25 protein-coding genes are annotated in these 23884 nt (G+C 69.2%); 18 read left to right on the top strand and 7 right to left on the bottom strand.

Going from position 1 to position 23884, the window contains the following annotated elements; all coding sequences use genetic code 11:
* Positions 1-6 precede the first annotated feature (6 nt).
* Entirely contained in the window at positions 7-894 is an 888-nt protein-coding gene (fghA, locus tag AB6807_RS01360; protein ID WP_371083233.1) for an S-formylglutathione hydrolase, read from the top strand.
* 19 nt (positions 895-913) lie between these two features.
* Here fghA and AB6807_RS01355 read toward each other — a convergent pair whose 3' ends face one another.
* A complete protein-coding gene (locus AB6807_RS01355) occupies positions 914-1870 on the bottom strand; it encodes a LysR family transcriptional regulator (RefSeq protein WP_371083232.1) in 957 nt (318 codons plus the stop codon).
* Positions 1871-1964: 94 nt separating this feature from the next.
* Between AB6807_RS01355 and AB6807_RS01350 the strand changes: the two genes are divergently transcribed.
* From AB6807_RS01350 to AB6807_RS01335, 4 genes are all read left to right on the top strand, one after another.
* On the top strand, positions 1965-2807 hold the full coding sequence (locus AB6807_RS01350; RefSeq protein ID WP_371083231.1) for an NAD(P)-dependent oxidoreductase: 843 nt from the start codon (positions 1965-1967) through the stop codon (positions 2805-2807).
* Between the two features lie 109 nt (positions 2808-2916).
* Positions 2917-3411 carry a GNAT family N-acetyltransferase gene (locus AB6807_RS01345; RefSeq protein WP_371083230.1) on the top strand — a complete coding sequence of 165 codons (495 nt, stop codon included), beginning with the start codon at positions 2917-2919 and terminating at the stop codon, positions 3409-3411.
* 88 nt (positions 3412-3499) lie between these two features.
* Positions 3500-3976 carry a TfoX/Sxy family protein gene (locus tag AB6807_RS01340; protein WP_371083229.1) on the top strand — a complete coding sequence of 159 codons (477 nt, stop codon included), beginning with the start codon at positions 3500-3502 and terminating at the stop codon, positions 3974-3976.
* Positions 3973-4590, top strand: a complete 618-nt coding sequence (locus tag AB6807_RS01335; RefSeq protein ID WP_371083228.1) for a 3'-5' exonuclease — start codon at positions 3973-3975, stop codon at positions 4588-4590. The genes AB6807_RS01340 and AB6807_RS01335 overlap by 4 nt, the downstream gene beginning before the upstream one ends.
* Before the next feature lie 21 nt (positions 4591-4611).
* On the opposite strand, the gene AB6807_RS01330 is transcribed toward AB6807_RS01335, so the two are convergent.
* The gene (locus AB6807_RS01330; protein WP_371083227.1) at positions 4612-5340 is read right to left on the bottom strand and encodes an alpha/beta hydrolase; all 729 of its coding nucleotides are present in this window, start codon (positions 5338-5340) and stop codon (positions 4612-4614) included.
* A 155-nt stretch (positions 5341-5495) separates the two neighbouring features.
* Between AB6807_RS01330 and AB6807_RS01325 the strand changes: the two genes are divergently transcribed.
* Genes AB6807_RS01325 through arsH form a run of 4 tightly spaced genes read left to right on the top strand, consistent with a single transcriptional unit; the run spans position 5496 to position 8263 of the window.
* Entirely contained in the window at positions 5496-5846 is a 351-nt protein-coding gene (locus AB6807_RS01325) for an ArsR/SmtB family transcription factor (protein ID WP_371083226.1), read from the top strand.
* Positions 5840-7132 (top strand): arsenic transporter, encoded by a 1293-nt coding sequence (locus AB6807_RS01320; protein WP_371083225.1) that lies wholly within the window; start codon positions 5840-5842, stop codon positions 7130-7132. The genes AB6807_RS01325 and AB6807_RS01320 overlap by 7 nt, the downstream gene beginning before the upstream one ends.
* Positions 7129-7560 (top strand): arsenate reductase (glutaredoxin), encoded by a 432-nt coding sequence (gene arsC, locus AB6807_RS01315; protein ID WP_371083224.1) that lies wholly within the window; start codon positions 7129-7131, stop codon positions 7558-7560. Before AB6807_RS01320 ends, arsC begins: the two co-directional genes overlap by 4 nt.
* Entirely contained in the window at positions 7544-8263 is a 720-nt protein-coding gene (gene arsH, locus AB6807_RS01310) for an arsenical resistance protein ArsH (protein WP_371083223.1), read from the top strand. The genes arsC and arsH overlap by 17 nt, the downstream gene beginning before the upstream one ends.
* A gap of 18 nt (positions 8264-8281) precedes the next feature.
* On the opposite strand, the gene AB6807_RS01305 is transcribed toward arsH, so the two are convergent.
* Entirely contained in the window at positions 8282-9256 is a 975-nt protein-coding gene (locus AB6807_RS01305) for a helix-turn-helix domain-containing protein (RefSeq protein WP_371083222.1), read from the bottom strand.
* A 242-nt stretch (positions 9257-9498) separates the two neighbouring features.
* On the opposite strand from AB6807_RS01305, the gene gnd reads away from it, so the two are divergent.
* Together gnd and AB6807_RS01295 are read left to right on the top strand one after the other, a co-directional pair.
* A complete protein-coding gene (gene gnd, locus AB6807_RS01300; protein WP_116908035.1) occupies positions 9499-10923 on the top strand; it encodes a decarboxylating NADP(+)-dependent phosphogluconate dehydrogenase in 1425 nt (474 codons plus the stop codon).
* A 4-nt stretch (positions 10924-10927) separates the two neighbouring features.
* A complete protein-coding gene (locus tag AB6807_RS01295) occupies positions 10928-11482 on the top strand; it encodes an N-acetyltransferase family protein (protein ID WP_371083221.1) in 555 nt (184 codons plus the stop codon).
* Positions 11483-11528: 46 nt separating this feature from the next.
* Here the strand turns inward: AB6807_RS01295 and AB6807_RS01290 are convergent, their stop codons facing one another.
* From AB6807_RS01290 to AB6807_RS01280, 3 genes are all read right to left on the bottom strand, one after another.
* Positions 11529-11996, bottom strand: coding sequence for a DUF2000 domain-containing protein (locus AB6807_RS01290; RefSeq protein ID WP_371083220.1), 468 nt, complete (start codon positions 11994-11996; stop codon positions 11529-11531).
* Positions 11993-12733, bottom strand: coding sequence for a TetR/AcrR family transcriptional regulator (locus AB6807_RS01285; protein ID WP_371083219.1), 741 nt, complete (start codon positions 12731-12733; stop codon positions 11993-11995). The genes AB6807_RS01290 and AB6807_RS01285 overlap by 4 nt, the downstream gene beginning before the upstream one ends.
* A gap of 83 nt (positions 12734-12816) precedes the next feature.
* Entirely contained in the window at positions 12817-13329 is a 513-nt protein-coding gene (locus AB6807_RS01280; RefSeq protein ID WP_371083218.1) for a gluconokinase, read from the bottom strand.
* Positions 13330-13437: 108 nt separating this feature from the next.
* Between AB6807_RS01280 and AB6807_RS01275 the strand changes: the two genes are divergently transcribed.
* The 4 genes from AB6807_RS01275 (at position 13438) to AB6807_RS01260 (ending at position 20515) form a co-directional block, all read left to right on the top strand.
* The gene (locus tag AB6807_RS01275) at positions 13438-16665 is read left to right on the top strand and encodes an efflux RND transporter permease subunit (protein ID WP_371083217.1); all 3228 of its coding nucleotides are present in this window, start codon (positions 13438-13440) and stop codon (positions 16663-16665) included.
* A 4-nt stretch (positions 16666-16669) separates the two neighbouring features.
* Complete coding sequence (locus tag AB6807_RS01270) at positions 16670-17944, top strand: efflux RND transporter periplasmic adaptor subunit (RefSeq protein ID WP_371083216.1); 1275 nt, start codon at positions 16670-16672, stop codon at positions 17942-17944.
* An 8-nt stretch (positions 17945-17952) separates the two neighbouring features.
* Positions 17953-19461, top strand: a complete 1509-nt coding sequence (locus tag AB6807_RS01265; protein WP_371084132.1) for an efflux transporter outer membrane subunit — start codon at positions 17953-17955, stop codon at positions 19459-19461.
* A 103-nt stretch (positions 19462-19564) separates the two neighbouring features.
* A complete protein-coding gene (locus AB6807_RS01260; protein WP_371083215.1) occupies positions 19565-20515 on the top strand; it encodes an alpha/beta fold hydrolase in 951 nt (316 codons plus the stop codon).
* 10 nt (positions 20516-20525) lie between these two features.
* On the opposite strand, the gene AB6807_RS01255 is transcribed toward AB6807_RS01260, so the two are convergent.
* Entirely contained in the window at positions 20526-21620 is a 1095-nt protein-coding gene (locus AB6807_RS01255) for a PA0069 family radical SAM protein (protein WP_371083214.1), read from the bottom strand.
* A gap of 124 nt (positions 21621-21744) precedes the next feature.
* Between AB6807_RS01255 and AB6807_RS01250 the strand changes: the two genes are divergently transcribed.
* The 3 genes from AB6807_RS01250 to AB6807_RS01240 all read left to right on the top strand — a co-directional run bounded on the left by AB6807_RS01250 (position 21745) and on the right by AB6807_RS01240 (position 23838).
* On the top strand, positions 21745-22365 hold the full coding sequence (locus tag AB6807_RS01250; RefSeq protein ID WP_116908043.1) for a GbsR/MarR family transcriptional regulator: 621 nt from the start codon (positions 21745-21747) through the stop codon (positions 22363-22365).
* A 61-nt stretch (positions 22366-22426) separates the two neighbouring features.
* On the top strand, positions 22427-22849 hold the full coding sequence (locus AB6807_RS01245; protein ID WP_371083213.1) for a thiol-disulfide oxidoreductase DCC family protein: 423 nt from the start codon (positions 22427-22429) through the stop codon (positions 22847-22849).
* 32 nt (positions 22850-22881) lie between these two features.
* Positions 22882-23838 (top strand): cyclopropane-fatty-acyl-phospholipid synthase family protein, encoded by a 957-nt coding sequence (locus AB6807_RS01240; RefSeq protein ID WP_371083212.1) that lies wholly within the window; start codon positions 22882-22884, stop codon positions 23836-23838.
* Positions 23839-23884 lie beyond the last annotated feature (46 nt).

The following is a 23884-nucleotide window of genomic DNA, read 5'->3' as shown; positions in this document are numbered from 1 at the left end:
GACCCCATGACCGACAACACCCCCAAGACCCTTTCCGCGCACCACGCCTTCGGCGGCGTGCAGAGCTTTCACGAGCACGCGTCGCATGAAATCGGCCTGCCGATGCGCTTCTCGGTCTACCTGCCGCCGCAGGCGCTGAAGAGCAACCCCGAACGCGTGCCCGCCCTGCTCTACCTCGCGGGGCTCACCTGCAACGAGGAAACCTTCGCGACCAAGGCCGGCGCGCAGCGCATGGCCGCGAGCCTGGGCATTGCGCTGATCGCGCCCGACACCAGCCCGCGCGGCGCCACGGTCGAAAGCCTGCCGGGCGCCAAGGACAGCTGGGACTTCGGCATCGGCGCCGGCTTCTACCTCGACGCGCTGGCCGAGCCCTGGGCCACGCACTGGCGCATGGAAAGCTGGATCGTGCACGAGCTGCTGCCGCTGGTGACGCAGCACTTTGCCATCGACGGCGAACGCATCGGCATCTTCGGCCACTCGATGGGCGGGCACGGCGCGCTCACGCTGGCGCTGCGGCATCCGGGGCGCTTCAGGTCGCTGTCGGCCTTTGCGCCCATCTGCGCGCCCACGCAGTGCCCGTGGGGCGAGAAGGCTTTCGCCGGCTACCTGGGCGAGCCGGGCGCCGACCGCGCGCAATGGCTGGCGCACGACGCCAGCGCGCTCATGAAATCGCAGGTGGCCGCGCCCTACCCGCAGGGCATCCTCGTCGACCAGGGGCTGGACGACAAGTTCCTGGCCGAGCAGCTGCACCCCGAGGCCTTCGAGGCCGCCTGCTTCGCCGCCGGCCAGCCGCTCACGCTGCGCCGGCATGCGGACTACGACCACGGCTACTACTTCATCCAGAGCTTCATGGCGGACCACATCGCGCACCACGCGCAGACCCTCAGGGCCTGAACAGGCCGGGCTCGGAGGTTCAGGGCCTGAGCAGCCCACGCGCGCCGATGGTCTCGGGCATGGCCTCGCGCATCGCGTCCAGGAAGCGCCGCAGGCGCACCGGATAGAAACGCGCCGGCGGATAGACCAAGTACATCGGCAAGGGCGCGGCGCACCACTCGGGCAGCAGGTGCACCAGCTCGCCGCGCGCAATGTCGTCGTGCACCGCCCAGGCCGATGCCGCGCACACGCCCAACCCCATCAGCGCCGCGGTGCGCAGCGCGTAGAGGCTGTCGGTGGTGAGCTGCGTTCGAATGCCGATGGCGCGCGACGCCCCCGTGACCGAATGCGTGAGCGTGATCTCGTTGCGGTAGTACATGCTCAGCGCAATCCACGGCAATGCGGCCAGCGCCTCGACATGGTCCGGTACCGGCAAGCCGCCCTTCACTGGCGAGCCGCCCAGCACCGACGGTGCCGCCACCACGATGCGCGGCACGTCCGCCAGCTTGATCGCCACCACCGACGGGTCGGTCACCTCGCCCACCTGGATGGCGCAGTCGATGTTCTCGGCAATGAAGTTCGGCGTGCCGTCGCGCAGCATCCACTCCACCCGCACGCGCGGGTGGCCGCGCAGGAAGCTGGCGAGCGGCCCCAGCAACTGCTGCTGGCCGAAGGCATGCGGCACCAGCACGCGCAGCGTGCCCTCGGGGTCTTCCTGCGTGCCGCGCAGGTCGGACTGCAGCGCGTTCCAGTTGGCGACCATGTCCTTGGCGCGCTCGTAGCAGCGCTCGCCGTCCTCGGTGAGGTTCATCGCGTGCGTGGAGCGCTGCAGCAGCTTCACGCCCAGCGAGCGTTCCAGCGCCTGCAGCCGGCGGCTCACGGTGGGCTGCGTGGCGCCGATCTGCGCGGCGGCGGCCGACAGGCTGCCCGCCTCCACGATGCGCACGAAGGTCTGCATCAGCTCGATGCGGTCGGCGGCGGCCGTGTTCTTTTCCATGCGCCGAGCGTATAGCGCTTTTGCGGCGGCGCGTACTTCCGCCACGCCGCGCGGGCCGGCAGACTGGCCGGCCTTCAACGTGGAGATCGACTCAATGGACACAGCATTCATCGGCATCGGGAGCATGGGCGCGGCCATGGTGCCGAACCTGGTCGCGGCGGGCCACCGGGTGGCGGTGTGGAACCGCAACCCGGCGCCCGCCGAGGCGCTGGAGGGCGTGACGCTGCTCGACGCCCCGGCCGCGGCCTTCCAGCACGCGGTGGTGCTCACGATGCTGGCCGACGACGCGGCCGTGCGCGGCGTGATCGTCGATTCGGGCGCGCTGCGCTCGGCGCGGCCCGGCTGCGTGCACGTGATGATGGCCACCATCTCGCCCGCGCTGTCCGGCGAACTGGCGGCGCTGCACCAGGAGGCGGGCGTGGCCTACGTTGCGGCGCCGGTGTTCGGTGTGCCGGCCGTGGCCGCCGCGGGCCAGCTCAACATCGTGGCCGCGGGGCCGGAACAGGCGCTGGCCACGGTGCGCCCGCTGCTTGAGGCGATGAGCCGGCGCGTGTGGCCGCTGGGCGAAGACCCGCTGCGCGCCAACGTGGCCAAGATCGCCGGCAACATGATGATCGCGCAGGCCATCCAGGCCCTGTCGGAGGCCGTGGCGCTGGGCGAGTCGTACGGGTTGCGGGGCGCGGACTTCATCGACATCGTGACCAACACGCTGTTCGCGAGCCCCAGCTACCAGCGCTACGGCAAGCGCATCGCCACGGGCGACTACGAGCCCGGCTTCAAGCTCACGCTGGGACTGAAGGACGTCAATCTCGCGCTCGACGCGGGCGCGGCCAGGCAGGTGGTGCTGCCCGCCGCGCGCATCGTGCAGCAGCGCATGCACGCGGCCATCGCGCAGGGGCTGGGCGGCAAGGATTGGTCGGCGTTCGGGCAGGCCTGAACGACAAAGAAAGTTCAGGGAAAACGCCGGAGGGCAAGCCAAGGGAAGCCGAGGGAAACGTTCGCATCGGGTGTTCACCGCGCTGTTCACGGGCCGTATCATGGTTCGCATGTCCGCCGCCCAGATCCCCGCCTTTCAACTGCGATCGCGCGAAGGCGGTCCCGAAGAAAACATGGTGCTGGCCGGCATCTGGCGCCGTGCCTGGACCTCGGCCAACCGTGGGGCCGCCATCATCGAGCCCATTGCCCACTGGCTGCACCGCGTGCAGACCGAATTCGGCCCGCCCGCCGACGTGGTGCTGGCCGAGCGCGAGGGCCAGGTGCTGGCCTTCATGGTGCTGCTGGGCCGGCGCGAGTACGTGGCGCAGCTCTTCGTCGAGCCGCACCTGCGCAGCCAGGGGCTGGGCAAGGCGCTGCTGGACGAGGCCTGCGTGCGCATTCCCACCGGGTGGCGGCTGCACGTGGCAGTGACCAACACGTCGGCGCAGCGCTTCTACGAGCGCTACGGCCTGGAGCGCGGCACCGTCGACCGCCACCCCACCAGCGGGCGCGAACGCATCGCCTACCATTGGTCGCCCTCGCGCCCGCCGTGGCGCGTGGGCTGAGCCGCACCCCTCTTTCCAGCCACCATCCCGCCACCGTGCGCACCGAGCCCGTCGCCCTTCGGAACGGCCACCGCATCGAGACCACTTCATGAGCGCCTTTGTCGACAGCCTGCACGAGATCTTCGAGCGCTTCGGGCGCATCACGCCGCGCCGCATGTTCGGCGGGCACGGCATCTTCCACGAGGGCCGCATGATCGCCATCGTGCAGGGCGACACGCTCTACCTGAAGTCCGACGCCGAAAGCGCGCCGCACTTCGACCGGCAGAACCTGCCGCCCTTCACGTACATGCGCCAGGGCCAGGAGACGCCGCTGTCGTACCGGCAAGCCCCGGCGGACCTGTTCGAGGACCGTGAAGAGGCCGCGCTGTGGGGCCGGCGCGCGTATGAAGCCGCGCTGCGTTCAGGCCAGCCGCCCAAGCCGAGAAAGCCACCCGCCGCCAGAAAGGCGCCGGCCAAAAAGGCGGCGGCCAGGAAAGCACCCATCAAGACACCCGCAAAGAAAGCCCCAGTGAAGAACGCAACGAAAAAAGCAGCGAAGAACACAGCGAAAGCCAGCGCCCGGTGAACGACAACGCCTCTCTCCCACATCTCCCGCCGCTGCCCGAGCGCGAACAGATCGCGCTGCTCGAACCCTTCGACGGCCTCGGCCTGCGAGACATCGTGGTCGTGCAGACGCTGGCGGACGCCGAGCACGCCGCCGCCACGCTGCTGGCGGCCGGCATTGCCGGCTTCGACACCGAATCCAAGCCCACCTTCGCGAAGAACGAGGTGTCGGGCGGCCCGCACGTGGTGCAGTTTTCGACACGCGACAGGGCCTGGCTCTTCCAGCTGCACCGCACCGAATGCAATCCGGTGGTGGCCGCGCTGATCGCCTCCACCGAGCTGCGCAAGGTGGGCTTCGGCCTGTCGGGCGACCTCACGCTCATTCGCAACCGGCTGGGCATCGAGCCGGGCGCGGTGTTCGACATCGACAACGAGTTCCGCCGCCGCGGCTACCGCAAGTCGGTGGGCGTGAAGGCGGCGGTGGCGCTGGTGTTCGAGCGCCGCTTCATCAAGTCGCGCAAGGCGACCACCTCGAACTGGGCCAACAAGCAGCTCACCGAGGCGCAGATCCGCTACGCCGCGAACGACGCGTATGCGTCGATCCGCGTGTACGACGCGCTGTTCGCAGGCAACTGAAACCGAAGCGCCCCGGGCCGCTCAGTCGCGCCCGGCTTCGACGATCGCCTGCGCCAGCCGCAGCGGGTTCGAGAAGAACATCTCGTGGCTGCCCGGGCACTCCACCAGCCTGAACAACCCCAGCCGCTCCGACAGCCTGGGATGCCACGGCAGCCCGTGCGGCAGCGCCGTGTCCTGCAGGCAATTGACGTACGACTTGCCCAGCGCCAGCGCCGCCAGTGGCTGGCTCAGCCGGATCTTGTCGGTGAAGGTGCGGTATGGGTGCGGGTTGAGCTTGTCGTAGGCGGCCTGCGCGGTCGGCAGGTCGGCGTCGTTGATGAAGGCCTCGCGCCAGATCTCGAAGGGCAGCGTGACCGCGTTGGCGTTCGCGGCGGCCACGGCATCGAACATGCTCACGTAGTGCGGCGGCACCATGTCGTTGAGCGACTCGCCGTCCAGCGGCACGAAGGCGTTGATGTACACCAGCCGCTTCAGCCGCGCGGCGATGCGGTCGGCCACGCCCGAGATCACCATGCCCCCGTAGCTGTGGCCCACCAGGCGCACCTGCGTGAGGTTCTTCTGCTCGATGAAGCGCACGGCGGACGCGATGGCGTCGTCCAGCGTGGTGGTGGCGCGATCGTCGCCGGGGTTGTTGCCGGCCAGCGTGGGGCAGTGCACGGTGTGGCCGGCCGCGCGAACGCCGTCGGCCACGGCTTCGATTTCGGCGCCGGTGTGCCACGCGCCGTGGACGATGACATAGGTGTCGGACATGGGGTCTCCTTCCTTTGTGACGGAGACAGACTGTAGGAACGGCTTTGTTCCGCGGATGGCCGATGCATGCCAGCGCGATGGCCGGTTCGTGCCAGTTCATCCTGATCGATGCCGCTTGGGTTGCTTCAATTCAACTATTCAACGATATTTGAAATATGGAAGAAAACGACGTCGTCCGATCGCTCGCCGCCCTGGCGCAGCCCATTCGCCTCCGGGTGTTCCGCGCCCTGGTGGTCGCCGGGCCGGCGGGCCTGACCCCCGGCACGCTGACCGAATCGCTCGAGGTTTCGGCCACCAGCCTGTCGTTCCACCTGAAGGAGCTGATGCACTCGGGGCTGGTCTCGCAGGAGCGCCAGGGCCGCAACCTGGTGTACCGCGCGGCCTTCGCGCAGATGAACGGCCTGCTGGCCTATCTCACGGAGAACTGCTGCCAGGGCGAGGCCTGCGACGCGAGCTGTTCGCCGGCATGTGACACAGCAGGCACATCGGGCACACCGGCATGCTGATCGCCCTCGCGATCTTCGCCTGCACGCTGGTGCTCGTCATCTGGCAGCCGCGCGGCCTGGGCATCGGCTGGAGCGCGTCGCTGGGCGCCGCGGCCGCGCTGCTGACAGGCACGGTCCATCTCGCCGACATTCCGGTCGTGTGGGGCATCGTATGGAACGCGACCGCCACCTTCATCGCGGTGATCGTCATCAGCCTGTTGCTGGACGAGGCCGGCTTCTTCGAATGGGCCGCGCTGCACGTGGCGCGCTGGGGCGGCGGGCGCGGGCGGCTGCTGTTCGCGCTCATCGTGCTGCTGGGCGCGGCCGTGTCCGCGCTGTTCGCCAACGACGGCGCGGCGTTGATCCTCACGCCCATCGTCATGGCGATGCTGCTGGCGCTGGGCTTCACGCCGGCCGCCACGCTCGCCTTCGTGATGGCGGCGGGCTTCATCGCCGACACCGCCAGCCTGCCGCTGGTGGTGTCGAACCTGGTGAACATCGTCTCGGCGGATTTCTTCGGCATCGGCTTCAACGCGTATGCCGCCGTGATGGTCCCGGTGAACGCGGTGGCGGTGCTCGCGAGCCTGCTGGTGCTGATGCTGTACTTTCGCCGCGGCATTCCGGTGCGCTACGACATGGGCCGGCTCAAGGCGCCGGCCGAGGCGATTCGCGACCCCGCGACCTTCCGCGCCGGCTGCGTGGTGCTGGCGCTGCTGCTCGCCGGCTTCTTCGCCCTGGAGCCACTGGGCGTGCCGGTCAGCGCGGTGGCCGCCTTCTGCGCCTTCGTGCTGCTGATGGTCGCGGGGCGCGGCCCGGTCATCGACACGCGCAAGGTGCTGCGCAACGCGCCGTGGCAGATCGTCGTGTTCTCGCTCGGCATGTACCTGGTGGTCTACGGGCTGCGCAACGCCGGGCTCACCGTGCACATCGCGTCGCTGCTCGACGTGTTCGCCCAGGGCGGCGTCTGGGGCGCCGCGATGGGCACCGGCCTGCTCGCGGCGGCGCTGTCTTCGGTGATGAACAACATGCCGACCGTGCTGGTCGCGGCGCTGTCCATCGACGCGTCTTCGGCCACCGGCGCGGTGAAGGAAGCCATGGTGTACGCCAGCGTGATCGGCTGCGACCTCGGTCCGAAGATCACGCCCATCGGCAGCCTGGCCACGCTGCTCTGGCTGCATGTGCTGGCCCGCAAGGGCATGGTCATCGGCTGGGGGTACTACTTCAGGGTCGGCTTTGTGCTGACCCTTCCCGTGCTGTGCGCGACCCTGGCGGCGCTGGCACTCCGACTGGGCTTTTCGCTTTCATGAACGACATCACGATCTATCACAACCCGGCCTGCGGCACCTCGCGCAACGTGCTCGCGCTGATCCGCAACACGGGCGAGCAACCCACGGTCATCGAGTACCTGCGCCATCCGCCGGACCGGGCCACGCTCGCGCGCCTGATTGCAGCCATGGGCACGCCGGTGCGCGAGCTGCTGCGCCGCAAGGGCACGCCCTACGACGAACTGGGCCTGGACGACCCGAAGTGGACCGACGCGCAGCTGCTCGACTTCATGCTCGCGCACCCGCTGCTCATCAACCGCCCGATCGTGGTGACGCCGCTCGGCACGCGGCTGTGCCGGCCCTCCGAGGCGGTGCTCGACCTGCTGCCGCGCCCGCACCTGGGCGCGTTCACCAAGGAAGACGGCGAAGCCGTCATCGACGCGAAAGGCCAGCGTGTCCGCCACCCCTGAGCTCCCCCACCTCGACCCCGCGCACTTCCGCGCGCCCGACCTGCAGCGCCTGTGGCCGGCGCAGCGTGCCACGCACGCGCCGCGCATCCTGCTGCTGTACGGCTCGGTGCGCGAGCGCTCGTACAGCCGGCTGCTGACCGAAGAGGCCGCGCGCCTGCTGCGCGCCATGGGGGCAGAGGCCCGCATCTACGACCCGCGCGGCCTCCCGCAGCCCGACGACGCGCCGGACGATCACCCGAAGGTGCAGGAGCTGCGCACGCTGGCGCAGTGGAGCGAGGGCATGGTGTGGTGCTCGCCCGAGCGGCACGGCGCCATGACCGGCGTGATGAAGACGCAGCTCGACTGGATTCCGCTGGCGGTCGGCTCGGTGCGGCCCACGCAGGGCAAGACGCTGGCGGTGATGGAGGTGTCGGGCGGCTCGCAGTCGTTCAACGCGGTGAACCAGCTGCGCGTGCTGGGGCGCTGGATGCGCATGCTTACCGTGCCCAACCAGTCTTCGGTGGCCAAGGCCTTCACGGAGTTCGAGGAAGACGGCCGGATGAAGCCCTCGCCGTACTACGAGCGCGTGGTCGACGTGATGGAAGAGCTGGTGAAGTTCACGCTGCTCACGCGCGACTGCGCCACCTACCTGGTCGACCGCTACAGCGAGCGGCGCGAGAGCGCGCAGGCGCTGTCGGCGCGGGTGAACCTGCGCAGCATCTGAGCGGGCGGCCCGGGTCGGTCAGTCGCGCAGCAGCCGGCGCAGCACGCCCGGCGTCGCGCCCAGGTGCCGGCGGCACTGCCGCACGAAGTGCGAAGCGTCCGCCAGCCCCACGCGAAAGCCGATCTGCGCCACGCTCAGCCGGTCGAAGCGCGCATCGGCCAGCATGCGCTGCGCGGCCTGCATGCGAAAGCCCGCCAGCGCGGTCGCGAAGGTGGTGTTGCCCTCGGCCAGGCAGCGGTGCAGGCTGCGCTGCGAAATGCCCAGCCCGTTCGCCACGCAGGCGGCGGTGAGGCCGGCTTCGGTGTGCCGCTCGCGCGTGGCGTCAAGCACCTGGGCGCGCAGCGCGGCACGGCCTTCGCTGCCGGCTTGCTGCATCTGGGGCTGCCCCTGTCCGAGCGCCAAAGCCAGCAGGCTGCCGAGCTGGTCGCACAGCAACTGCGCGGGCAACGGCGGCCTGGCGGCCATCTGCGGCGTGCACTGCCGCACGAAGCCGCTCAGCACACCGCCCCACCCCGCCTGCCCGTCGATGCGGCGCGCCACCTGGTCGCCGGCGTCGGGCAGCCATGCGTCGACCCAGGCGGTGGGCAGCTCCAGCGACACGGTGTCGGCCGACTGCAGCAGGTGAAACTCGTAGAGCCGGCGCGAATCGACCAGCACCGGGTCGCCGGGCAGCAGGCGCGCGCAGCGGCCGTCCTGCGCCATGGTCCAGGCCGAATCGGTCTTGCACAGCAGGTAGTAATAGTTGTGACGGCTGTGGGCAATGGCGCGGCGCGTGCGGTAGACGTCCTGCGCGCTGCCGCGCACCTCGTTGACGACGAGCGGGCCCAGGGGCGCGGATTCGAGCGAGGCGGCGAAGTGGCTGGCCTGCACGGGGCTGGTGATGTCCATCTCGAGAAAGCCCTCGCACACCGCGCCCACCCAGTAGTCCAGCCGCTGCGCGGGGGGCACGGCGTCGGTGGACCAGCGGTGGAACGCTTGGGGGGCTTGGCTCATGGAGGGGAAGTTACCGAAGGCACGCCCGCTTGCCAAGCGGGTAAATCGCCCATGCACGCTTGCCAAGCGGGTAAATAGCCCATGCCCGCTTGCCAAGCGGGCAACTACGCCACACGCGCTTGCCAAGCGGGTATAGCCCCTCTCCCACGGCACCCCGCCCGCCACACCGGCAAAATGACCGGCGAACCAACCCGTGCGCGGACACCCCGGCGCATGCACACGAAAGAAGGGCAAGACAGGTCATGAGCAGCAAGCAAAGCGATTTCGGACTGATCGGCCTGGCCGTGATGGGCCAGAACCTCGTGCTGAACGTGGAAAGCCGCGGCTTCCAGGTCAGCGTCTACAACCGCACCGAAGCGACCACCGAAGCCTTCGTCGCCGCCAACCCCGGCAAGAAGCTGGTGGGCGCCAAGACGCTCGAGGAGTTCGTGCAGAGCCTGGCCAAGCCGCGCAAGATCCAGATCATGGTGAAGGCCGGCGCGCCGGTCGACCAGGTCATCGAGCAGCTGATTCCGCTGCTGGACAAGGACGACATCGTCATCGACGGCGGCAACAGCCTCTACACCGACACCGAGCGCCGCGACGCCTACCTGTCGAGCAAGGGCCTGCGCTTCATCGGCGCAGGCGTCTCGGGCGGGGAAGAAGGCGCGCGCAAGGGGCCGTCGATCATGCCGGGCGGGCCGCTTTCCACCTGGGAAGTGATGAAGCCGATCTTCGAGAGCATCGCGGCCAAGGTGGACGGCGAGCCCTGCGTGATCCACATCGGCCCGGGCGGCGCCGGCCACTACGTGAAGATGGTGCACAACGGCATCGAGTACGGCGACATGCAGCTCATCTGCGAGGCCTACAGCCTGTTCAAGGCGGCCGGCTTCACCACCGACGAGATGGCCGCCATCTTCAACGAGTGGAACGACGGCGAGCTGCAGAGCTACCTCATCCAGATCACCGCCAAGGCGCTGGAGCAGAAAGACCCGGAAACGGGCCAGCCGATCGTCGACGTCATTCTCGACAAGGCCGGCCAGAAGGGCACGGGCCAGTGGACGCTCATCAACGCGGCCGAGAACGCGGTGGTCATCAGCACCATCAACGCCGCCGTCGAGGCGCGCGTGCTGTCCTCGCAGAAGAAGGCGCGCGTGGCCGCCAGCAAGCAGCTGCAGGGCCCGAAGGTGGAACTGTCGCTCGAGAAGAAGGCGCTGGTGGCCAAGGTGCACGACGCGCTGTATGCGTCGAAGGTCATCAGCTACACGCAGGGCTTCGACCTCATCAAGACGATGGGCGACAAGAAGGAATGGAAGCTCGACCTGGGCGGCATCGCGTCGATCTGGCGCGGCGGCTGCATCATTCGCGCGCGCTTCCTGAACCGCATCACCGACGCCTTCCGCACCGACCCGGCGCTGCCCAACCTGATGCTGGACCCCTTCTTCAAGGACCTGCTGAACCGCACGCAGCAGAACTGGCGCGAAACGGTGGCGCTGGCGGTGAGCAACGGCATTCCGGTGCCGGCGTTCAGCGCCTCGCTGGCCTACTACGACAGCTACCGCACCGAGCGCCTGCCGGCCAACCTGCTGCAGGCGCAGCGCGACTTCTTCGGCGCGCACACCTACGAGCGCACCGACAAGCCCGAAGGCAAGTTCTTCCACACCGACTGGCCCGAAGTGATCGGCTGATGCCATGCCAGCCCTCGACTACCCCAGCCACCTGGTCGAGGACTGGCAACTGCGCGACGGCACGCCGGTGCGCATCCGCCCGATTCGCGCCGACGACCTCGACATGCACACGGCCTTCGTCGCGGGCCTGTCGAGCGAAACGGGCTACCACCGGCTGCTGTCGCCGCGCAAGCCGCAGCCCGACGAGCTGTGGCGCATGACGCACATCGACTACGACCACGAGCTGGCGCTCATCGCGACCACCGAGGTCGACGGCCATGAACAGCAGATGGGCGTGGTGCGCTACGTGCGCGGCGAAACGCCCGAGACGGCGCACATCGCCGAATTTGCCGTGGTCATCGCCGATGCATGGCAGCACCACGGCCTGGCTTACAAGCTGCTGCGCAACCTGATCGACGCCGCCAGGGCCGCCGGCGTGAAGCAGCTGGCGGACATCACGCTCTACGACAACATCGGCATGCTGGCGCTGGCGCGCAAGCTGGGCTTCAGGCTGCAGCGCGATCCGGGCAACCCGAACGTCACCCGGCTGCGGCTGGCGCTGGACGCGCCTTCGCGCTGAAGCCGGGGGCATGGTTCCAGCCTGAACCGGCCTGCCCCCGCCTGTTTCAGCCCAGGAGCCCCAGCTTGGACACCACCTTGCCCAGCGGCTTGCGCTCGCCGATGAGCGCCACCGCCACATAGCGCAGGTCCGTCGCGGGCACGGCCGCCACGGCTTCGCCGAAGGCCGCGTAGTTGGTGGTCTGCTGGCCCTGCACCGGAAAGTCGACCACGTCGCACTCGGTGGTGGCCATGGCCTTCTGGCGCACGGCGGCCAGTTCGTCCTGGCTGGCGCCGAGCACGGCGATGCCGATGGGGATCAGCCCCGGGTGCACGCCGCCCGAGGCATCGACCAGCGGCGCACCGACCAGCCCCGGATGGCGCTGGCCCACGGTGAGCGCGACAACGGCCGCGGCATTGGCCGCCAGCCCCGAGGGCAGCGCGTTGTCGACGACGATCACGCAGCGCTCCGGGAGCGCTGACTGGGCTGGCAGGGATGGCGACGTCAGGGACGAGGGCGTGGCGGTGTCGTTCATGCGGATTCGGGGTTCGATGTCGGTTTGCGGAACGTGGCGGGCGCGTCGAGCCGCCGCAGCGCGTCGCCCACCTCGGCGCGGAACTGCGAGAGCGCGTCCAGCGAGGCGTCGGCGGGCATGAAGGCGCTCCACAGCATGTCGGTGAGCTGGGCGGCGGTCTGCTCGATGTCGGGCTTCTTGCCGGAGACGACGTAGTCCCACAGCACGTGCTCCATGGCGCCGTAGACCATGTCGCGCAGCAGCCGCAGCGGCACGCCTTCGCGCAGCTCGCCCGCCTCGCGCGCGGCACCCAGCGCATGCATCAGCGGCGCGGTGTAGCGGCGCTTCAGGTCGGCGATGACGCTGCCGAAGGCGGCGTCCGCCGTGCGTCCTTCGCTCAGCACCAGCGCGCAGAGGCCGGCGCCCTCGCCCATCAGGTTGACCAGGTGCTTGCGCACCACGAAGGCCAGCTTGGCGCGCAGGCCGTTCAGCGGCGGCAGCTCGCGCTCCAGCTCGCCCGAGATCTGGTCGTACCAGCGGCGAATGACCTCCAGGCACAGCTCGCGCTTGCTGCCGAAGTAGGTGAACACGGTGGCCTCGGAGACGCCCAGGCGCTGCGCGATCTCCGCGGTGGTGGTGCGCTCGAAGCCTTTTTCGGCGAACACCTCCTTCGCTATCGCGAGCAGGCTTTCGATGCGGCGGCCGGATTTTTCGCCGCGCGCGGCGCGGCGTGTGTTGAGGGTGTCTGTGTCGGGCATGCGAGGCCTGTTCCTGAGCGTTGCTCAATCATAGATCAATCCGTCCACAAATTACCAATGAAAAAAACCTGAGCCTTGTTCGATTACTTAGTTTCAGACGCCAACCAGGCCATCGCCTGCGCCACCGCCTGCCCCAGCGGCAAGGTTGCGTCCACCGCCAGCACCCCCGGCTCGCCCACGGGCGATTCGAGCGTCGCGAACTGGTTGGCCACCAGGCTCGCCGGAAACATGTGCTCGCCCGCGCCGGCCCGCGCCGCCACCCGGCGCTCGGATTCCGCCCGCTCGATGGCCATGAACACGAAGCGCAGCCCCGGCGCCGCCGCGCGCAGCTGCTCGCGGTAGATGCGCTTGAGCGCCGAGCAGGTCAGCACCGCGCCCTGGGGCGAATCAGCCAGCGCGCGGCCCAGCGTGGCCAGCCAGCCGGCGCGGTCGGCGTCGGTGAGCGCGATGCCGTGGCTCATCTTCTGCACGTTGGCCGGCGGATGGTGGTCATCGCCTTCTATCAGCGGCAGCCCGAGGGCTGTGGCCAGCGCCGCGCCCAGGCTCGACTTGCCGCATCCCGACACGCCCATCACTACCAGCCAGACCCTGTCCATATTCACCCTTTTGGTAAAGCGCCACACCTAATAAACGGCGCCCGCAAACTTAAATCTACTTCCTTATGATGCGAAACCTTTTTCCGTCGGAAGCAGAGAGTCCTCTCCATGGTCCAGCTTGCGTTGCGTCGCCCGTACACCTTCATCGTCATGGCGATGCTGATCGTGCTGGCCACGCCTTTTGTCCTGGCGCGCATGGCCACCGACATCTTCCCGGAAATCAACATTCCGGTGGTCAGCGTCATCTGGAACTACACCGGCCTGCCGGCCCAGGAAATGGGGCAGCGCATTTCCGGCCAGGTGGAGCGCGGGCTGACCACCACGGTGAGCGACATCGAGCACATCGAGTCGCAGTCGCTGGCGGGCGTGTCGATCATCAAGGTGTTCTTCCAGCCCACGGCCAACATCGAGATGGCCATCTCGCAGGTGGTCGCCTCCATGCAGGCGCAGGTGCGGCAGCTGCCGCCGGGCATCACGCCGCCGCTGGTCATCAAGTACTCGGCCTCCAGCGTGCCGGTGATCCAGCTGGCGCTGTCCAGCCCCACGCGCTCTGAAAACTCGCTGTTCGACGCCACCGTCAACCAGCTGCGCCCGCAGCTCATCACGGTGCCGGGCGCGGCCATTCCGTTTCCCTACGGCGGCAAGAACCGGCTGATTTCGGTCGACCTCGACACCCAGGCGCTGCAGGCGCGCGGCCTCTCGCCGGCCGACGTGGTGAACGCGGTGAACACGCAGAACCTGATCCTCCCCTCGGGCACGGCCAAGTTCGGTTCCACCGAATACAACGTGAAGATGAACGGCTCGCCCGACGCCATCGCGGGCCTGAACGACCTGCCGGTGCGCACAGTGAACGGCGCCACCACCTACCTGCGCGACGTGGCCTACGTGCGCGACGGCTTCTCCCCGCAGACCAACGTGGTGCGCCAGGACGGCGTGCGCGGCGTGCTGCTGTCGGTGCTGAAGAACGGCGGCGCCTCCACGCTGGACATCGTGTCGAACATTCGCGCCATGCTGCCGGTTGCCGCGCAGACCATGCCGGACGACATCAAGATCACCCCGCTGTTCGACCAGTCGGTGTTCGTGAAGGCGGCGGTGAAGGGCGTGGTGTTCGAGGCCATCCTGGCGGCCGCGCTCACGGCCGCGATGGTGCTGCTGTTTCTGGGCAACTGGCGCAGCACGCTGATCATCGGGCTGACCATTCCGCTGTCGATCCTGGCGTCGATCCTGGTGCTGTACGCGCTGGGCGAAACGCTCAACCTCATGACGCTGGGCGGGCTGGCGCTGTCGGTGGGCATCCTGGTCGACCAGGCGATCGTGACCATCGAGAACATCGAGCGGCACCTGCACATGGGCACGCCGCTGATGGAGTCCATAGAGGTGGGCGCGGGCGAAATCGGTTCGGCCGCCTTCGTGTCCACGCTGTGCATCTGCATCGTGTTCGTGCCGATGTTCTTCCTGTCGGGCGTGGCGCGCTTCCTGTTCGTGCCGCTGGCCGAGGCGGTGGTGTTCGCCATGCTGGCCTCCTACCTGCTCTCGCGCACGCTGGTGCCCACGCTGGTGATGCTGCTCATGGGCGGCTCGCACGGCGAGCACGCGCCGGCGGCCGACGCGAAACCCAGCGCGCTGCAGCGCCTGTACCGCGCCTTCGACCGCCGCTTCGAGCGCGTGCGCCGCGCCTACACGCTGGTGCTGTCGGCGGTGCTGTCGAAGCGCGCGGGCTTCATCGGGCTGTTCCTGGGCTTCTGCCTGCTGTCGTGCCTGCTGTACCCGGCGCTGGGCCGCGACTTCTTCCCGACGGTGGACGCCGGCCAGATCCGCCTGCACCTGCGCGCGCCCACGGGCACGCGCATCGAGGAAACCGCGCGCCTCACCGACCAGGTCGAGGCCGCCATTCGCGAGCTGGTGCCGCCGGACCAGCTCGAAACCATCCTGGACAACCTGGGCGTGCCCAACAGCGGCATCAACCTGTCCTACAGCAACGCCGGCACCATCGGCACCTTCGACGGCGAGCTGCTGCTGTCGCTGAAGGAAGGGCACAAGCCGACCGACCATTTCGTGTCGATCCTGCGGGCCGAACTGCCCAGGCGCTTTCCGGGCATCGAGTTCTTCTTCCAGCCGGCGGACATCGTCACGCAGATCCTGAACTTCGGCCTGCCGGCGGCCATCGACGTGCAGTTCAGCGGCAACGACATGGCCGGCAACGCCCTGCGCGCGGCCGAACTCACCAAGGCCATCCGCCAGATTCCGGGCGCTGTCGACGCCCACGTGCACCAGCGCCTGGACGGCCCCGCGCTGAGCCTGCAGATGGACCGCACGCGGCTGCAGCAGTACGGGCTCACGGCCTCGAACGTGGGGCAGAACGTGCTCATCGCGCTGTCGGGCAGTTCGCAGACGGCGCCGGCCTTCTGGCTGAACCCGGTGAACGGCGTGGTCTACAGCATCGCGGTGCAAACGCCGCAGTACACGGTCGATTCGCTGGACTCGCTGCTGAACATTCCGGTGGGCGCGGGCGCGAACGCAGCGGCCGGCACGGGCGCGCAGCAGCTGCTGGGCAACCTCGTCACCACCCAGGCCGACCGCCAGCCGGCCGTGATGTCGCGCTACAACATCGCGCCCGTCATCGACGTGTACGTGAGCGTGCAGGGCACCGACCTGGCCAGCGTGGCCTCCAAGGTGCAGAAGCTGGTCGACGAGATGCGCCCCAAGCTCTCGCGCGGCAGCCGGGTCGAGATACGCGGGCAGGTGCAGACCATGCAGTCGTCGTTCATCGGCCTGGGCGTGGGGCTGGCGATGGCCATCGTGCTGGTGTACCTGCTGATCGTGGTCACCTTCCAGTCGTGGCTGGACGCGGCCATCATCATCACCGCGCTGCCGGCCGCGCTGGCGGGCATCGCATGGATGCTGTTCATCACCGGCACCACGCTGAGCGTGCCGGCGCTCACGGGCGCCATCATGACCATGGGGGTGGCCACGGCCAACTCCATCCTGCTGGTGTCGTTCGCCAGGGAACGGCTGGCCGCGGGCATTCCGCCGCTGTCGGCCGCGCTGGAAGCCGGCGCCACCCGCATCCGCCCGGTGCTGATGACGGCGCTGGCGATGATCATCGGCATGATCCCCATGGCCCTGGGCCTGGGCGAAGGCGCCGAGCAGAACGCGCCGCTGGGCCGCGCGGTGATCGGTGGCCTGATCTTTGCCACGGTGTCGACATTGTTTTTCGTACCCGCCGTGTTCGCGGGGGTGCACAGTCGGCTTGCGCACCGCAGGGCGGCACGCGAAGCGTCGCACCAGCAACAGCAGCCACAACCCCCAGCGGGCGCAGCGCCCCAGGAGAACTGATTCCATGACGGAGCAACGCCACTCGGCATTGGCCATCCACCCCATCGCCGTCGAAGAGGGCGAAGGCGAGCTGCTGCGCCGCCGGCAGATCGTGCGCCGCACGCGCTGGCTGGTGCTGGTCGTCCTGGTGCTGCTGGCGCTGGGCGCGGCGCGCACCGTGTTCGTGCGCATGGCCAACGCCCGCGCGCTCGAAACCGGCACCACCGAACGGGCCAGGCAGTACGTGCAGACCGCCCTGCCCCGCACGCCCACCGCCGGCCAGACGCTGGCGCTGCCGGGCACGCTGCAGGGCTTCGTGCAGTCGCCCATTTCGGCGCGCGCCAGCGGCTACCTGAAGCGCTGGACCAAGGACATCGGCAGCCGCGTCGAAAAAGGCGATCTGCTGGCGGAAATAGAAACGCCCGAAATCGACCAGCAGCTTTCACAGGCCGTGGCCGCGCGCGCGCAGGCCGCCTCGGGCCTGGAGCTGGCCCGCAGCACCGCCGAGCGCTGGGAGGCGCTGCGCAAGAAGGACGTGGTTTCGCAGCAGGACCTCGACGAGCGCCGCAGCGCCGTGGCGCAGGCCACCTCGAACGTGGCCGCGGCCGATGCCAACGTGCAGCGGCTGAAGCAGACCGAAGGCTTCAAGCGCGTGGTGGCGCCGTTCGCGGGCGTGATCACGCGGCGCAATGTCGACACCGGCGACCTGATCGACGCAGGCGGTGGCGGTGGCGCGGGCCGCGCGCTGTTCGTGCTGGCGCAGACCGATCCGCTGCGCGTGTACATCAACGTGCCGCAGGCCTACGCCCAGCTCGTGAAGGCCGGCCAGCCGGTGGTGGTCACGCAGGCCGAGCTGCGCGGCCAGACCTTCAAGGGCGAGGTGGCGCGCACCGCCGGCGCCATCGACACGACCACGCGGATGATGCAGGTCGAGGTGGCGCTGCCCAACAAGGACGGCGCGCTGCTGCCGGGCGCCTACGTGCAGGTGTCGCTGCCGCTGGCGGCCAGCCGCACGCTCACCGTGCCGTCGAACGCGCTGCTGTTCCGCGCCGAGGGCACGCGCATCGCGGTGGTCGGCGCGCAGGGCCGCATCAACCTGCGCCCGGTGACGCTGGGGCGCAACTACGGCGAGAACGTCGAGGTGATCGACGGGCTCGAGAGCACCGACCGCATGGTGCTGAACCCCTCCGATTCGCTGGCCGAAGGCGACGTGGTGGCGGTGGCGCCCGATGCCCCGCCGGCCGATGCCAAGGCCGTCCCGGCCGGCGCGGCGCCCGCGCCGAAGAAGGAACCGGCGTGAAGCTGCGCATGCCCGTGGCAGCGAACACGGCTGCCCTCCTCCGGCCTTTGCTGCCTTTGCTGCCCTTGCTGTTCGTGGCCGGCTGCGCCGTCGGCCCCGACTACAAGACGCCCGACACGCCCCTGCCCGTCAGCTGGAAGCTCGAGGAGCCCTGGCGCGTGAGCACGCCCAGCGACAGCGCCGACAAGGGCCCGTGGTGGAAGCGCTTCGACGACGCCACGCTCGACACCCTGCAGGCGCAGGCCATGGCCGGCAGCCCGACGCTGGCCATCGCCAATGCGCGGCTGGCGCAGTCCCGCGCCGCGCTGGCCTCCAACTCGGCCAGCCTGTACCCGCAGCTGGGGCTGGGCACGCGCGCCTCGCGCCTGAAGATCTCGGCCAACCGGCCGCTCACCAACTACGCCAGCCCCAACTCGTCGACCGTGCAGAACGACTTCGCGCTGTCGCTCAACGCCAGCTACGAGGTCGACCTGGCCGGTCGCGTGCAGCGCACGGTCGAGGGCGCCCGCGCGTCGGCCGAACAATCGGCGGCCGACCTGGCCAACACGCGGCTGCTGCTGAGCGCCGACGTCGCCAGCAACTACTTCAACCTGCGCTCCAGCGACATCGAGCTCGACGTGATCACCCGCTCGGTCGGCCTGCAGCGCCGCGCGCTGGAGTTCGTGACCGCGCGCCACGACCTGGGCGCCGTGTCGGGGCTGGACGTGGCGCAGCAGCAGGCGCTGCTGGAAACCACGCTCACGCAGATCGACGTGCTCAAGAAGCAGCGCGCGCAGTACGAGCACGCGCTGGCCACGCTCACCGGCACGCCGGCGCCGCTCTTCGCGCTGCCGGTGGACCTGCGCGAGATCAAGCCGCCCGCGGTGCCGCTGGGCGTGCCTTCGGAAATGCTGCAGCGCCGGCCCGACGTGGCCTCGGCCGAACGCGCCATGGCCGCGGCCAATGCGCAGATCGGCGTGGCCACCGCGGCCTTCTACCCGAGCATCTTCATTTCGCCGACCCTGGGCGTGGACAGCCGCACCATCGAAGCGCTGTTCAACGGCCCCAGCCTGCTGTGGTCGGTGGGCGTGTCGGCCACGCAGGTGCTGTTCGACGGCGGGCGCGTGCGCGCCAACGTCGACTTTGCCAAGGCCGGATACGACGCCACCGTGGGCAGCTACCGCCGCACCGTGCTCACCGCCATGCAGGAGGTGGAAGACGGCATCACCGGGCTGTCCGCGCTCGACAGCGCCACCACGCAGGCGCAGTCGGCGGTGTCGGCCGCGCGCCGCGTGCTCGACATGGCGAGCAGCCGTTACGAGGGCGGTGCGTCGACCTACCTCGACGTGATCACCGCGCAGCAGTCGCTGCTGACGGTGGAGCGCCAGGCCGCGCAGCTGCAGGGGCAGCGGCTGCTGACCTCGGTGTTCCTGGTGAAGGCGCTGGGGGGCGACTGGTGCGGGGCGGACGACGCGGCCGCCGGCTGCCATCTGCAGGGAAGTCTGCAGGGGATGGTGGGCGTGGCCAAAAGCCAGTAGCATCGCGCCGCCTTGCCGTGGCGGCCCTTTGAGTCGTGCGCTGCGCACAAGGCACACACCCCCCGCGTCGTACGGACGCTGCCTCGTACCGAAGGACGCGACCATGCGCAAACGGATTCTCGGATTCCTCACCGCCGCGTTGCTCGCGACCACCGCACTCACCCAGGCCCACGCGCAAGGGAAGGCGCAGAAGGAACAGGGCGTGCCGGCCTTCTCTTCCGCCTTCAAGACACGCGAAATCGCCGTCAACGGCACCACGCTGCATGTGCGCGTGGGCGGCACCGGCCCCGCCATCACCCTGCTGCACGGCTTCGGCGAAACCGGCGACATGTGGGCCCCCATGGCCAACGCCTTCGCGCGCGACCACACGGTGGTGGTGCCCGACCTGCGCGGCATGGGCCTGTCGGCGCGCGCCACCACCGGTTTCGACAAGAAGACGCAGGGCCAGGACATCGCCCAGCTGCTCGACACGCTCGGCGTGGCGAAGACCCAGCTGGTCACGCACGACATCGGCAACATGGTGGGCTACGCCTTCGCGGCGCAGTACCGCGACCGCGTGACGCGCTTCGTGCTCATCGACGCGCCGGTGCCCGGCGTGGGCCCGTGGGAAGAAATCTTGAAGAGCCCGCTGCTGTGGCACTTTCGCTTCGGCGGCCCCGACATGGAGCGGCTGGTGGCCGGGCGCGAGCGCATCTACCTCGACCGCTTCTGGAACGAGTTCTCGGCCACGCCAGCCAGCTTCAGCGAGGCCGCGCGCAAGCACTACGCCCGCCTGTACGCACGGCCGGGCAACATGCACGCGGGCTTCTCGCAGTTCGCCGCCTTCGACCAGGACGCCATCGACAACAAGGCCTTCATGGCGCAAGGCAAGCTCGAAATGCCGGTGCTGGCCGTGGGCGGAGAAAAGTCGTTCGGCCCGACGATGGCGGTGGTGATGCGCGCCACGGCGACGGACGTGACCGAGGGCATCGTGCCCGGCTCCGGCCACTGGATCATGGAAGAGAACCCGAGCGCCACCACCAAGCTGGTCGGCGACTTCCTCGACAAGAACTGAAGGCGCCAGCCTAGAACAGGCTGCCCTGCCCCGCCGCGCCCGGGGGGCGGAACGCGCCCACATCCAGCGCGATGCGCTCGCGGTTGAAGCCGATGCGCTTCGTGGCCTTCTCGAAGCGCTGGCGGATCAGGTCGGCCCACAGGCCCGAGCCCTTCATGCGGGTGGCGAAGTCGGCGTCGTAGTCCTTGCCGCCGCGCATCTCGTGGATGCGCGCCATGATGCGATCGGCGCGCTGCGGGTAGTGCAACGCCAGCCATTCCTTGAAGAGCGGCGCCACCTCCCACGGCAGCCGCACCACCGTGTAGAAGGCGCTGCGCGCGCCGGCCTCCCAGGCGGCTTCGAGCACCTGCTCCATGTCTTCGGTGACGAAGGGAATCTGCGGCGCCACGCTCACCCCTACCGGCACGCCGGCATCGGCCAGCGCGCGAATGGTGCGCAGCCGCCGGTGCGGCGCGGCGGCGCGCGGCTCCAGCTTGCGCGCAAGCTCGCCGTCGAGCGTGGTCACGGTGACGTACACGGCCGCCAGCCGGTCGGCCGCCATGGGCGCGATCAGGTCGAGGTCGCGCTCGACCGCGCTCGACTTGGTGACCAGCGCGAACGGATGCCGCGTTTCCTGCAGCAGCTCGATGACCGAGCGCGTGAGCCGCAGTTCGCGCTCGATGGGCTGGTAGCAGTCGGTGGCGGTGCCGATGGCGACGTGGCTGGGGCGGTAGCTCTTGCGGCCGAGCTCGGTGCGCAGCACCTCGACGATGTTGCGCTTGGCGATCAGCTTGGTCTCGAAGTCGAGGCCGGGCGACAGGTTGAGGTAGCTGTGCGTGGGGCGCGCGAAGCAGTAGATGCACCCATGCTCGCACCCCCGGTACGGGTTGAGCGAACGGTCGAAGGGAATGTCGGGCGAGTCGTTTTCGCTGAGCACCGACTTCACGTCCTCGAAGCGAATTTCGGTGGCCAGCGGCTGCAGCTCGGCCGCCTCGGCCACGCCTTCTTCGAGCGTGCCCCAGCCGTCGTCGAAGTCGTTGCGCTCGTCGCGCGAAAAACGGTGCGCCAGGTGCGTGGCCGCACCGCGGCCCTTGATGGCGTGGATGGGAATCAGGGCGGCGGGCATGGCGGGTCCTTTGGACAAAAGGCATTTACTGGTTATTCATACAGTATTCCAGCGCTCCGCGAATGTCCAACGATTTTTCAATTTCTCTATTGACAGAAATTTCGCAAATCATAAACTCGACGCCATGGAACTCACCGACATTCAACGCAAGTTCGTCCTGCACTGGGGCGAAATGGGCTCCATGTGGGGCGTGAACCGCACGGTCTCGCAAATCCACGCCCTGCTCTTCGCGCACGGTAAGCCCATGAACGCCGAGGAGCTGTCCGACACGCTGGGCGTGGCGCGCTCCAACATCAGCAACAGCCTGAAGGAGCTGCAGGCGTGGAACCTGGTGCGCATCACCCACACGCTGGGCGACCGGCGCGACTATTTCGAGACCAGCGTCGACGTGTGGGAGCTGTTTCGCACCGTGGTGCGCGAGCGCAAGGAGCGCGAGTTCGACCCCACCGTGCGCGTGCTGCGCGAGCTGGTGTCCAGCCCCGACTTCCAGAAGGAACCGGCCGATGCGCAGGACCGCATCCGCTCCACCATGGAGCTGATGGACAAGCTGGCCACCTGGGCCGACGAAATGCTGCGGTTGTCGCCCGGCACGCTCGACAAGGTGCTGACGCTGGGCGCGAGCGTGCAGAAGTTCGTGCGTGGCGACGCCATCGCCTCCGGCAAGGACGGCAAGGACGGCAGCGGCGACAAAGGCAACAAGGGCGAAGACCCGGATGCCCACCACGCCAGCCTCCCCATGATCTGAACCTCCCTTTTTTTGTCCCTCAATTTCTGTTTTAACAGAAATATCGAGAACCAAGAACACCATGAGCCACACCGCCGCACCGAGCTATCCGTTCACGATTTTTTTCGACGCCAGCTGCGCGATCTGCTCCGCCGAAATGGGCAACATGAAGGCGCGCGACACGGCCGGCCGGCTGCAGCTGGTCGACTGCTCGCCACCGGGCTTCGACGCCGGCCCGGCGCCGCGCGAGGCGCTGATGGCCGCCATCCACATGGCCGACGCCGACGGCCGCGTGTTCGTCGGCGTGCCGGCCATTCGCCTGTGCCGCACGGCGGTCGGGCTTTCCAGCGGCGGCTTCCTGCTCGACCTGCCGCTCGTCGCGCCGCTGGCCGACCGCGCCTATGCGCTGCTGGCGCGCAACCGCTACCGCATTCCGCGCTGGCTGGCCAACCGGCTGGCCGGGCGCATCGCGCCTTCTTGCCACGACGGCAGCTGCCGCCTTTGAAAACCGAAGAACCAACCAGCGAGGGAACTGCCATGCCCACCGTCTTCCAGCCCGACTTCCGCGTACCGCAGGGTATGCCGACGAACGCCCCGTCCGGCCACGCCAGCGCCTCCATCACGGCCGAAGACACCCAGCACTACTTCACCGAAGTGGCGGTCGACTACAGCGCCTGGAGCCCCAGCTACAACATGCACTTCGGCTTCTGGCGCGCCGGCCTGAACCCGCTGCGGCGCGAGGGCATGCTGGTGGAAATGAACCGCGTCATCGGCCGCGCGCTGCAGCTTCCGCAGCCGCCGCAAGGCAGCACGCCGCGCCGCTGCGTGCTCGACCTGGGCTGCGGCGCCGGCGCCACCGCGCGCACGCTGGTGGGCGACGACCCGTCTCTGTACGCCATCACCGTGACCAACGTGGCCGTGCAGAACCGCATCGCCGCCAGGCTGGACGCCGCCGCCGGCGTGGCCGACCGCATGGCGCACCTGGAGGCCGACTACACCCGCACCGGCCTGCCCGCGGCGCAGGCCGACGGCGCATGGGCCGTCGAGAGCGCCTGCTACGCCGACGGCACGGCCAAGGCCGGCTTCGTTCGCGAGGCCGCACGGCTGCTCAAGCCCGGCGCGCGGCTGGCCGTGGTCGACGGCTTCCTGCTGCGGCGCGAACCGGGCCGCCTGGCCGGCTGGCTGCACCGCCTGTGGGCCGACAGCTGGGCCGTGCCCACGCTGGCCGTGCGCGACGACTTCGTCGCGGCGTTGCGCGCGCACGGCTTCGAGGACATCGAAGTGAAGTCGCTGCGCTGGCGGGTGGCACCCAGCGCGCTGCACATCCCGGTGCTGGCCACGCGCTTCACGCTGGCCGAGCTGTGGAAGGCCCGCGGCAAGCTCAGCCCGTGGCGGCGCAAGCACATCGTGGCGAGTTACTGCGCGCTGGCACTGGGCATGTTCTGGCGCGACTTCGACTACTGCATGGTCACCGCCAGGCGCTGCGCCGACTGACCGGGCCCGCACGCAAAAAACAAGACAACGCAACGAGGAGAAGGTT

It is taken from the genome of Variovorax sp. RCC_210, from assembly GCF_041355175.1.
Taxonomy (GTDB): Bacteria; Pseudomonadota; Gammaproteobacteria; order Burkholderiales; family Burkholderiaceae_C; genus Variovorax.
Note: the sequence above shows the minus strand (reverse complement) of the source record. Positions and strands in the feature narration are given on the sequence as shown.

What these genes read in the sequence shown, in the direction of transcription:
- fghA (WP_371083233.1), top strand. Translation starts at nt 7, where the DNA reads ATGACCGACAACACCCCCAAGACCCTTTCCGCGCACCACGCCTTCGGC.
- AB6807_RS01355 (WP_371083232.1), bottom strand. Translation starts at nt 1,870, where the DNA reads ATGGAAAAGAACACGGCCGCCGCCGACCGCATCGAGCTGATGCAGACC.
- AB6807_RS01350 (WP_371083231.1), top strand. Translation starts at nt 1,965, where the DNA reads ATGGACACAGCATTCATCGGCATCGGGAGCATGGGCGCGGCCATGGTG.
- AB6807_RS01345 (WP_371083230.1), top strand. Translation starts at nt 2,917, where the DNA reads ATGTCCGCCGCCCAGATCCCCGCCTTTCAACTGCGATCGCGCGAAGGC.
- AB6807_RS01340 (WP_371083229.1), top strand. Translation starts at nt 3,500, where the DNA reads ATGAGCGCCTTTGTCGACAGCCTGCACGAGATCTTCGAGCGCTTCGGG.
- AB6807_RS01330 (WP_371083227.1), bottom strand. Translation starts at nt 5,340, where the DNA reads ATGTCCGACACCTATGTCATCGTCCACGGCGCGTGGCACACCGGCGCC.
- AB6807_RS01325 (WP_371083226.1), top strand. Translation starts at nt 5,496, where the DNA reads ATGGAAGAAAACGACGTCGTCCGATCGCTCGCCGCCCTGGCGCAGCCC.
- AB6807_RS01320 (WP_371083225.1), top strand. Translation starts at nt 5,840, where the DNA reads ATGCTGATCGCCCTCGCGATCTTCGCCTGCACGCTGGTGCTCGTCATC.
- arsC (WP_371083224.1), top strand. Translation starts at nt 7,129, where the DNA reads ATGAACGACATCACGATCTATCACAACCCGGCCTGCGGCACCTCGCGC.
- AB6807_RS01305 (WP_371083222.1), bottom strand. Translation starts at nt 9,256, where the DNA reads ATGAGCCAAGCCCCCCAAGCGTTCCACCGCTGGTCCACCGACGCCGTG.
- gnd (WP_116908035.1), top strand. Translation starts at nt 9,499, where the DNA reads ATGAGCAGCAAGCAAAGCGATTTCGGACTGATCGGCCTGGCCGTGATG.
- AB6807_RS01295 (WP_371083221.1), top strand. Translation starts at nt 10,928, where the DNA reads ATGCCAGCCCTCGACTACCCCAGCCACCTGGTCGAGGACTGGCAACTG.
- AB6807_RS01290 (WP_371083220.1), bottom strand. Translation starts at nt 11,996, where the DNA reads ATGAACGACACCGCCACGCCCTCGTCCCTGACGTCGCCATCCCTGCCA.
- AB6807_RS01285 (WP_371083219.1), bottom strand. Translation starts at nt 12,733, where the DNA reads ATGCCCGACACAGACACCCTCAACACACGCCGCGCCGCGCGCGGCGAA.
- AB6807_RS01280 (WP_371083218.1), bottom strand. Translation starts at nt 13,329, where the DNA reads ATGGACAGGGTCTGGCTGGTAGTGATGGGCGTGTCGGGATGCGGCAAG.
- AB6807_RS01275 (WP_371083217.1), top strand. Translation starts at nt 13,438, where the DNA reads ATGGTCCAGCTTGCGTTGCGTCGCCCGTACACCTTCATCGTCATGGCG.
- AB6807_RS01270 (WP_371083216.1), top strand. Translation starts at nt 16,670, where the DNA reads ATGACGGAGCAACGCCACTCGGCATTGGCCATCCACCCCATCGCCGTC.
- AB6807_RS01265 (WP_371084132.1), top strand. Translation starts at nt 17,953, where the DNA reads ATGCCCGTGGCAGCGAACACGGCTGCCCTCCTCCGGCCTTTGCTGCCT.
- AB6807_RS01260 (WP_371083215.1), top strand. Translation starts at nt 19,565, where the DNA reads ATGCGCAAACGGATTCTCGGATTCCTCACCGCCGCGTTGCTCGCGACC.
- AB6807_RS01255 (WP_371083214.1), bottom strand. Translation starts at nt 21,620, where the DNA reads ATGCCCGCCGCCCTGATTCCCATCCACGCCATCAAGGGCCGCGGTGCG.
- AB6807_RS01250 (WP_116908043.1), top strand. Translation starts at nt 21,745, where the DNA reads ATGGAACTCACCGACATTCAACGCAAGTTCGTCCTGCACTGGGGCGAA.
- AB6807_RS01245 (WP_371083213.1), top strand. Translation starts at nt 22,427, where the DNA reads ATGAGCCACACCGCCGCACCGAGCTATCCGTTCACGATTTTTTTCGAC.
- AB6807_RS01240 (WP_371083212.1), top strand. Translation starts at nt 22,882, where the DNA reads ATGCCCACCGTCTTCCAGCCCGACTTCCGCGTACCGCAGGGTATGCCG.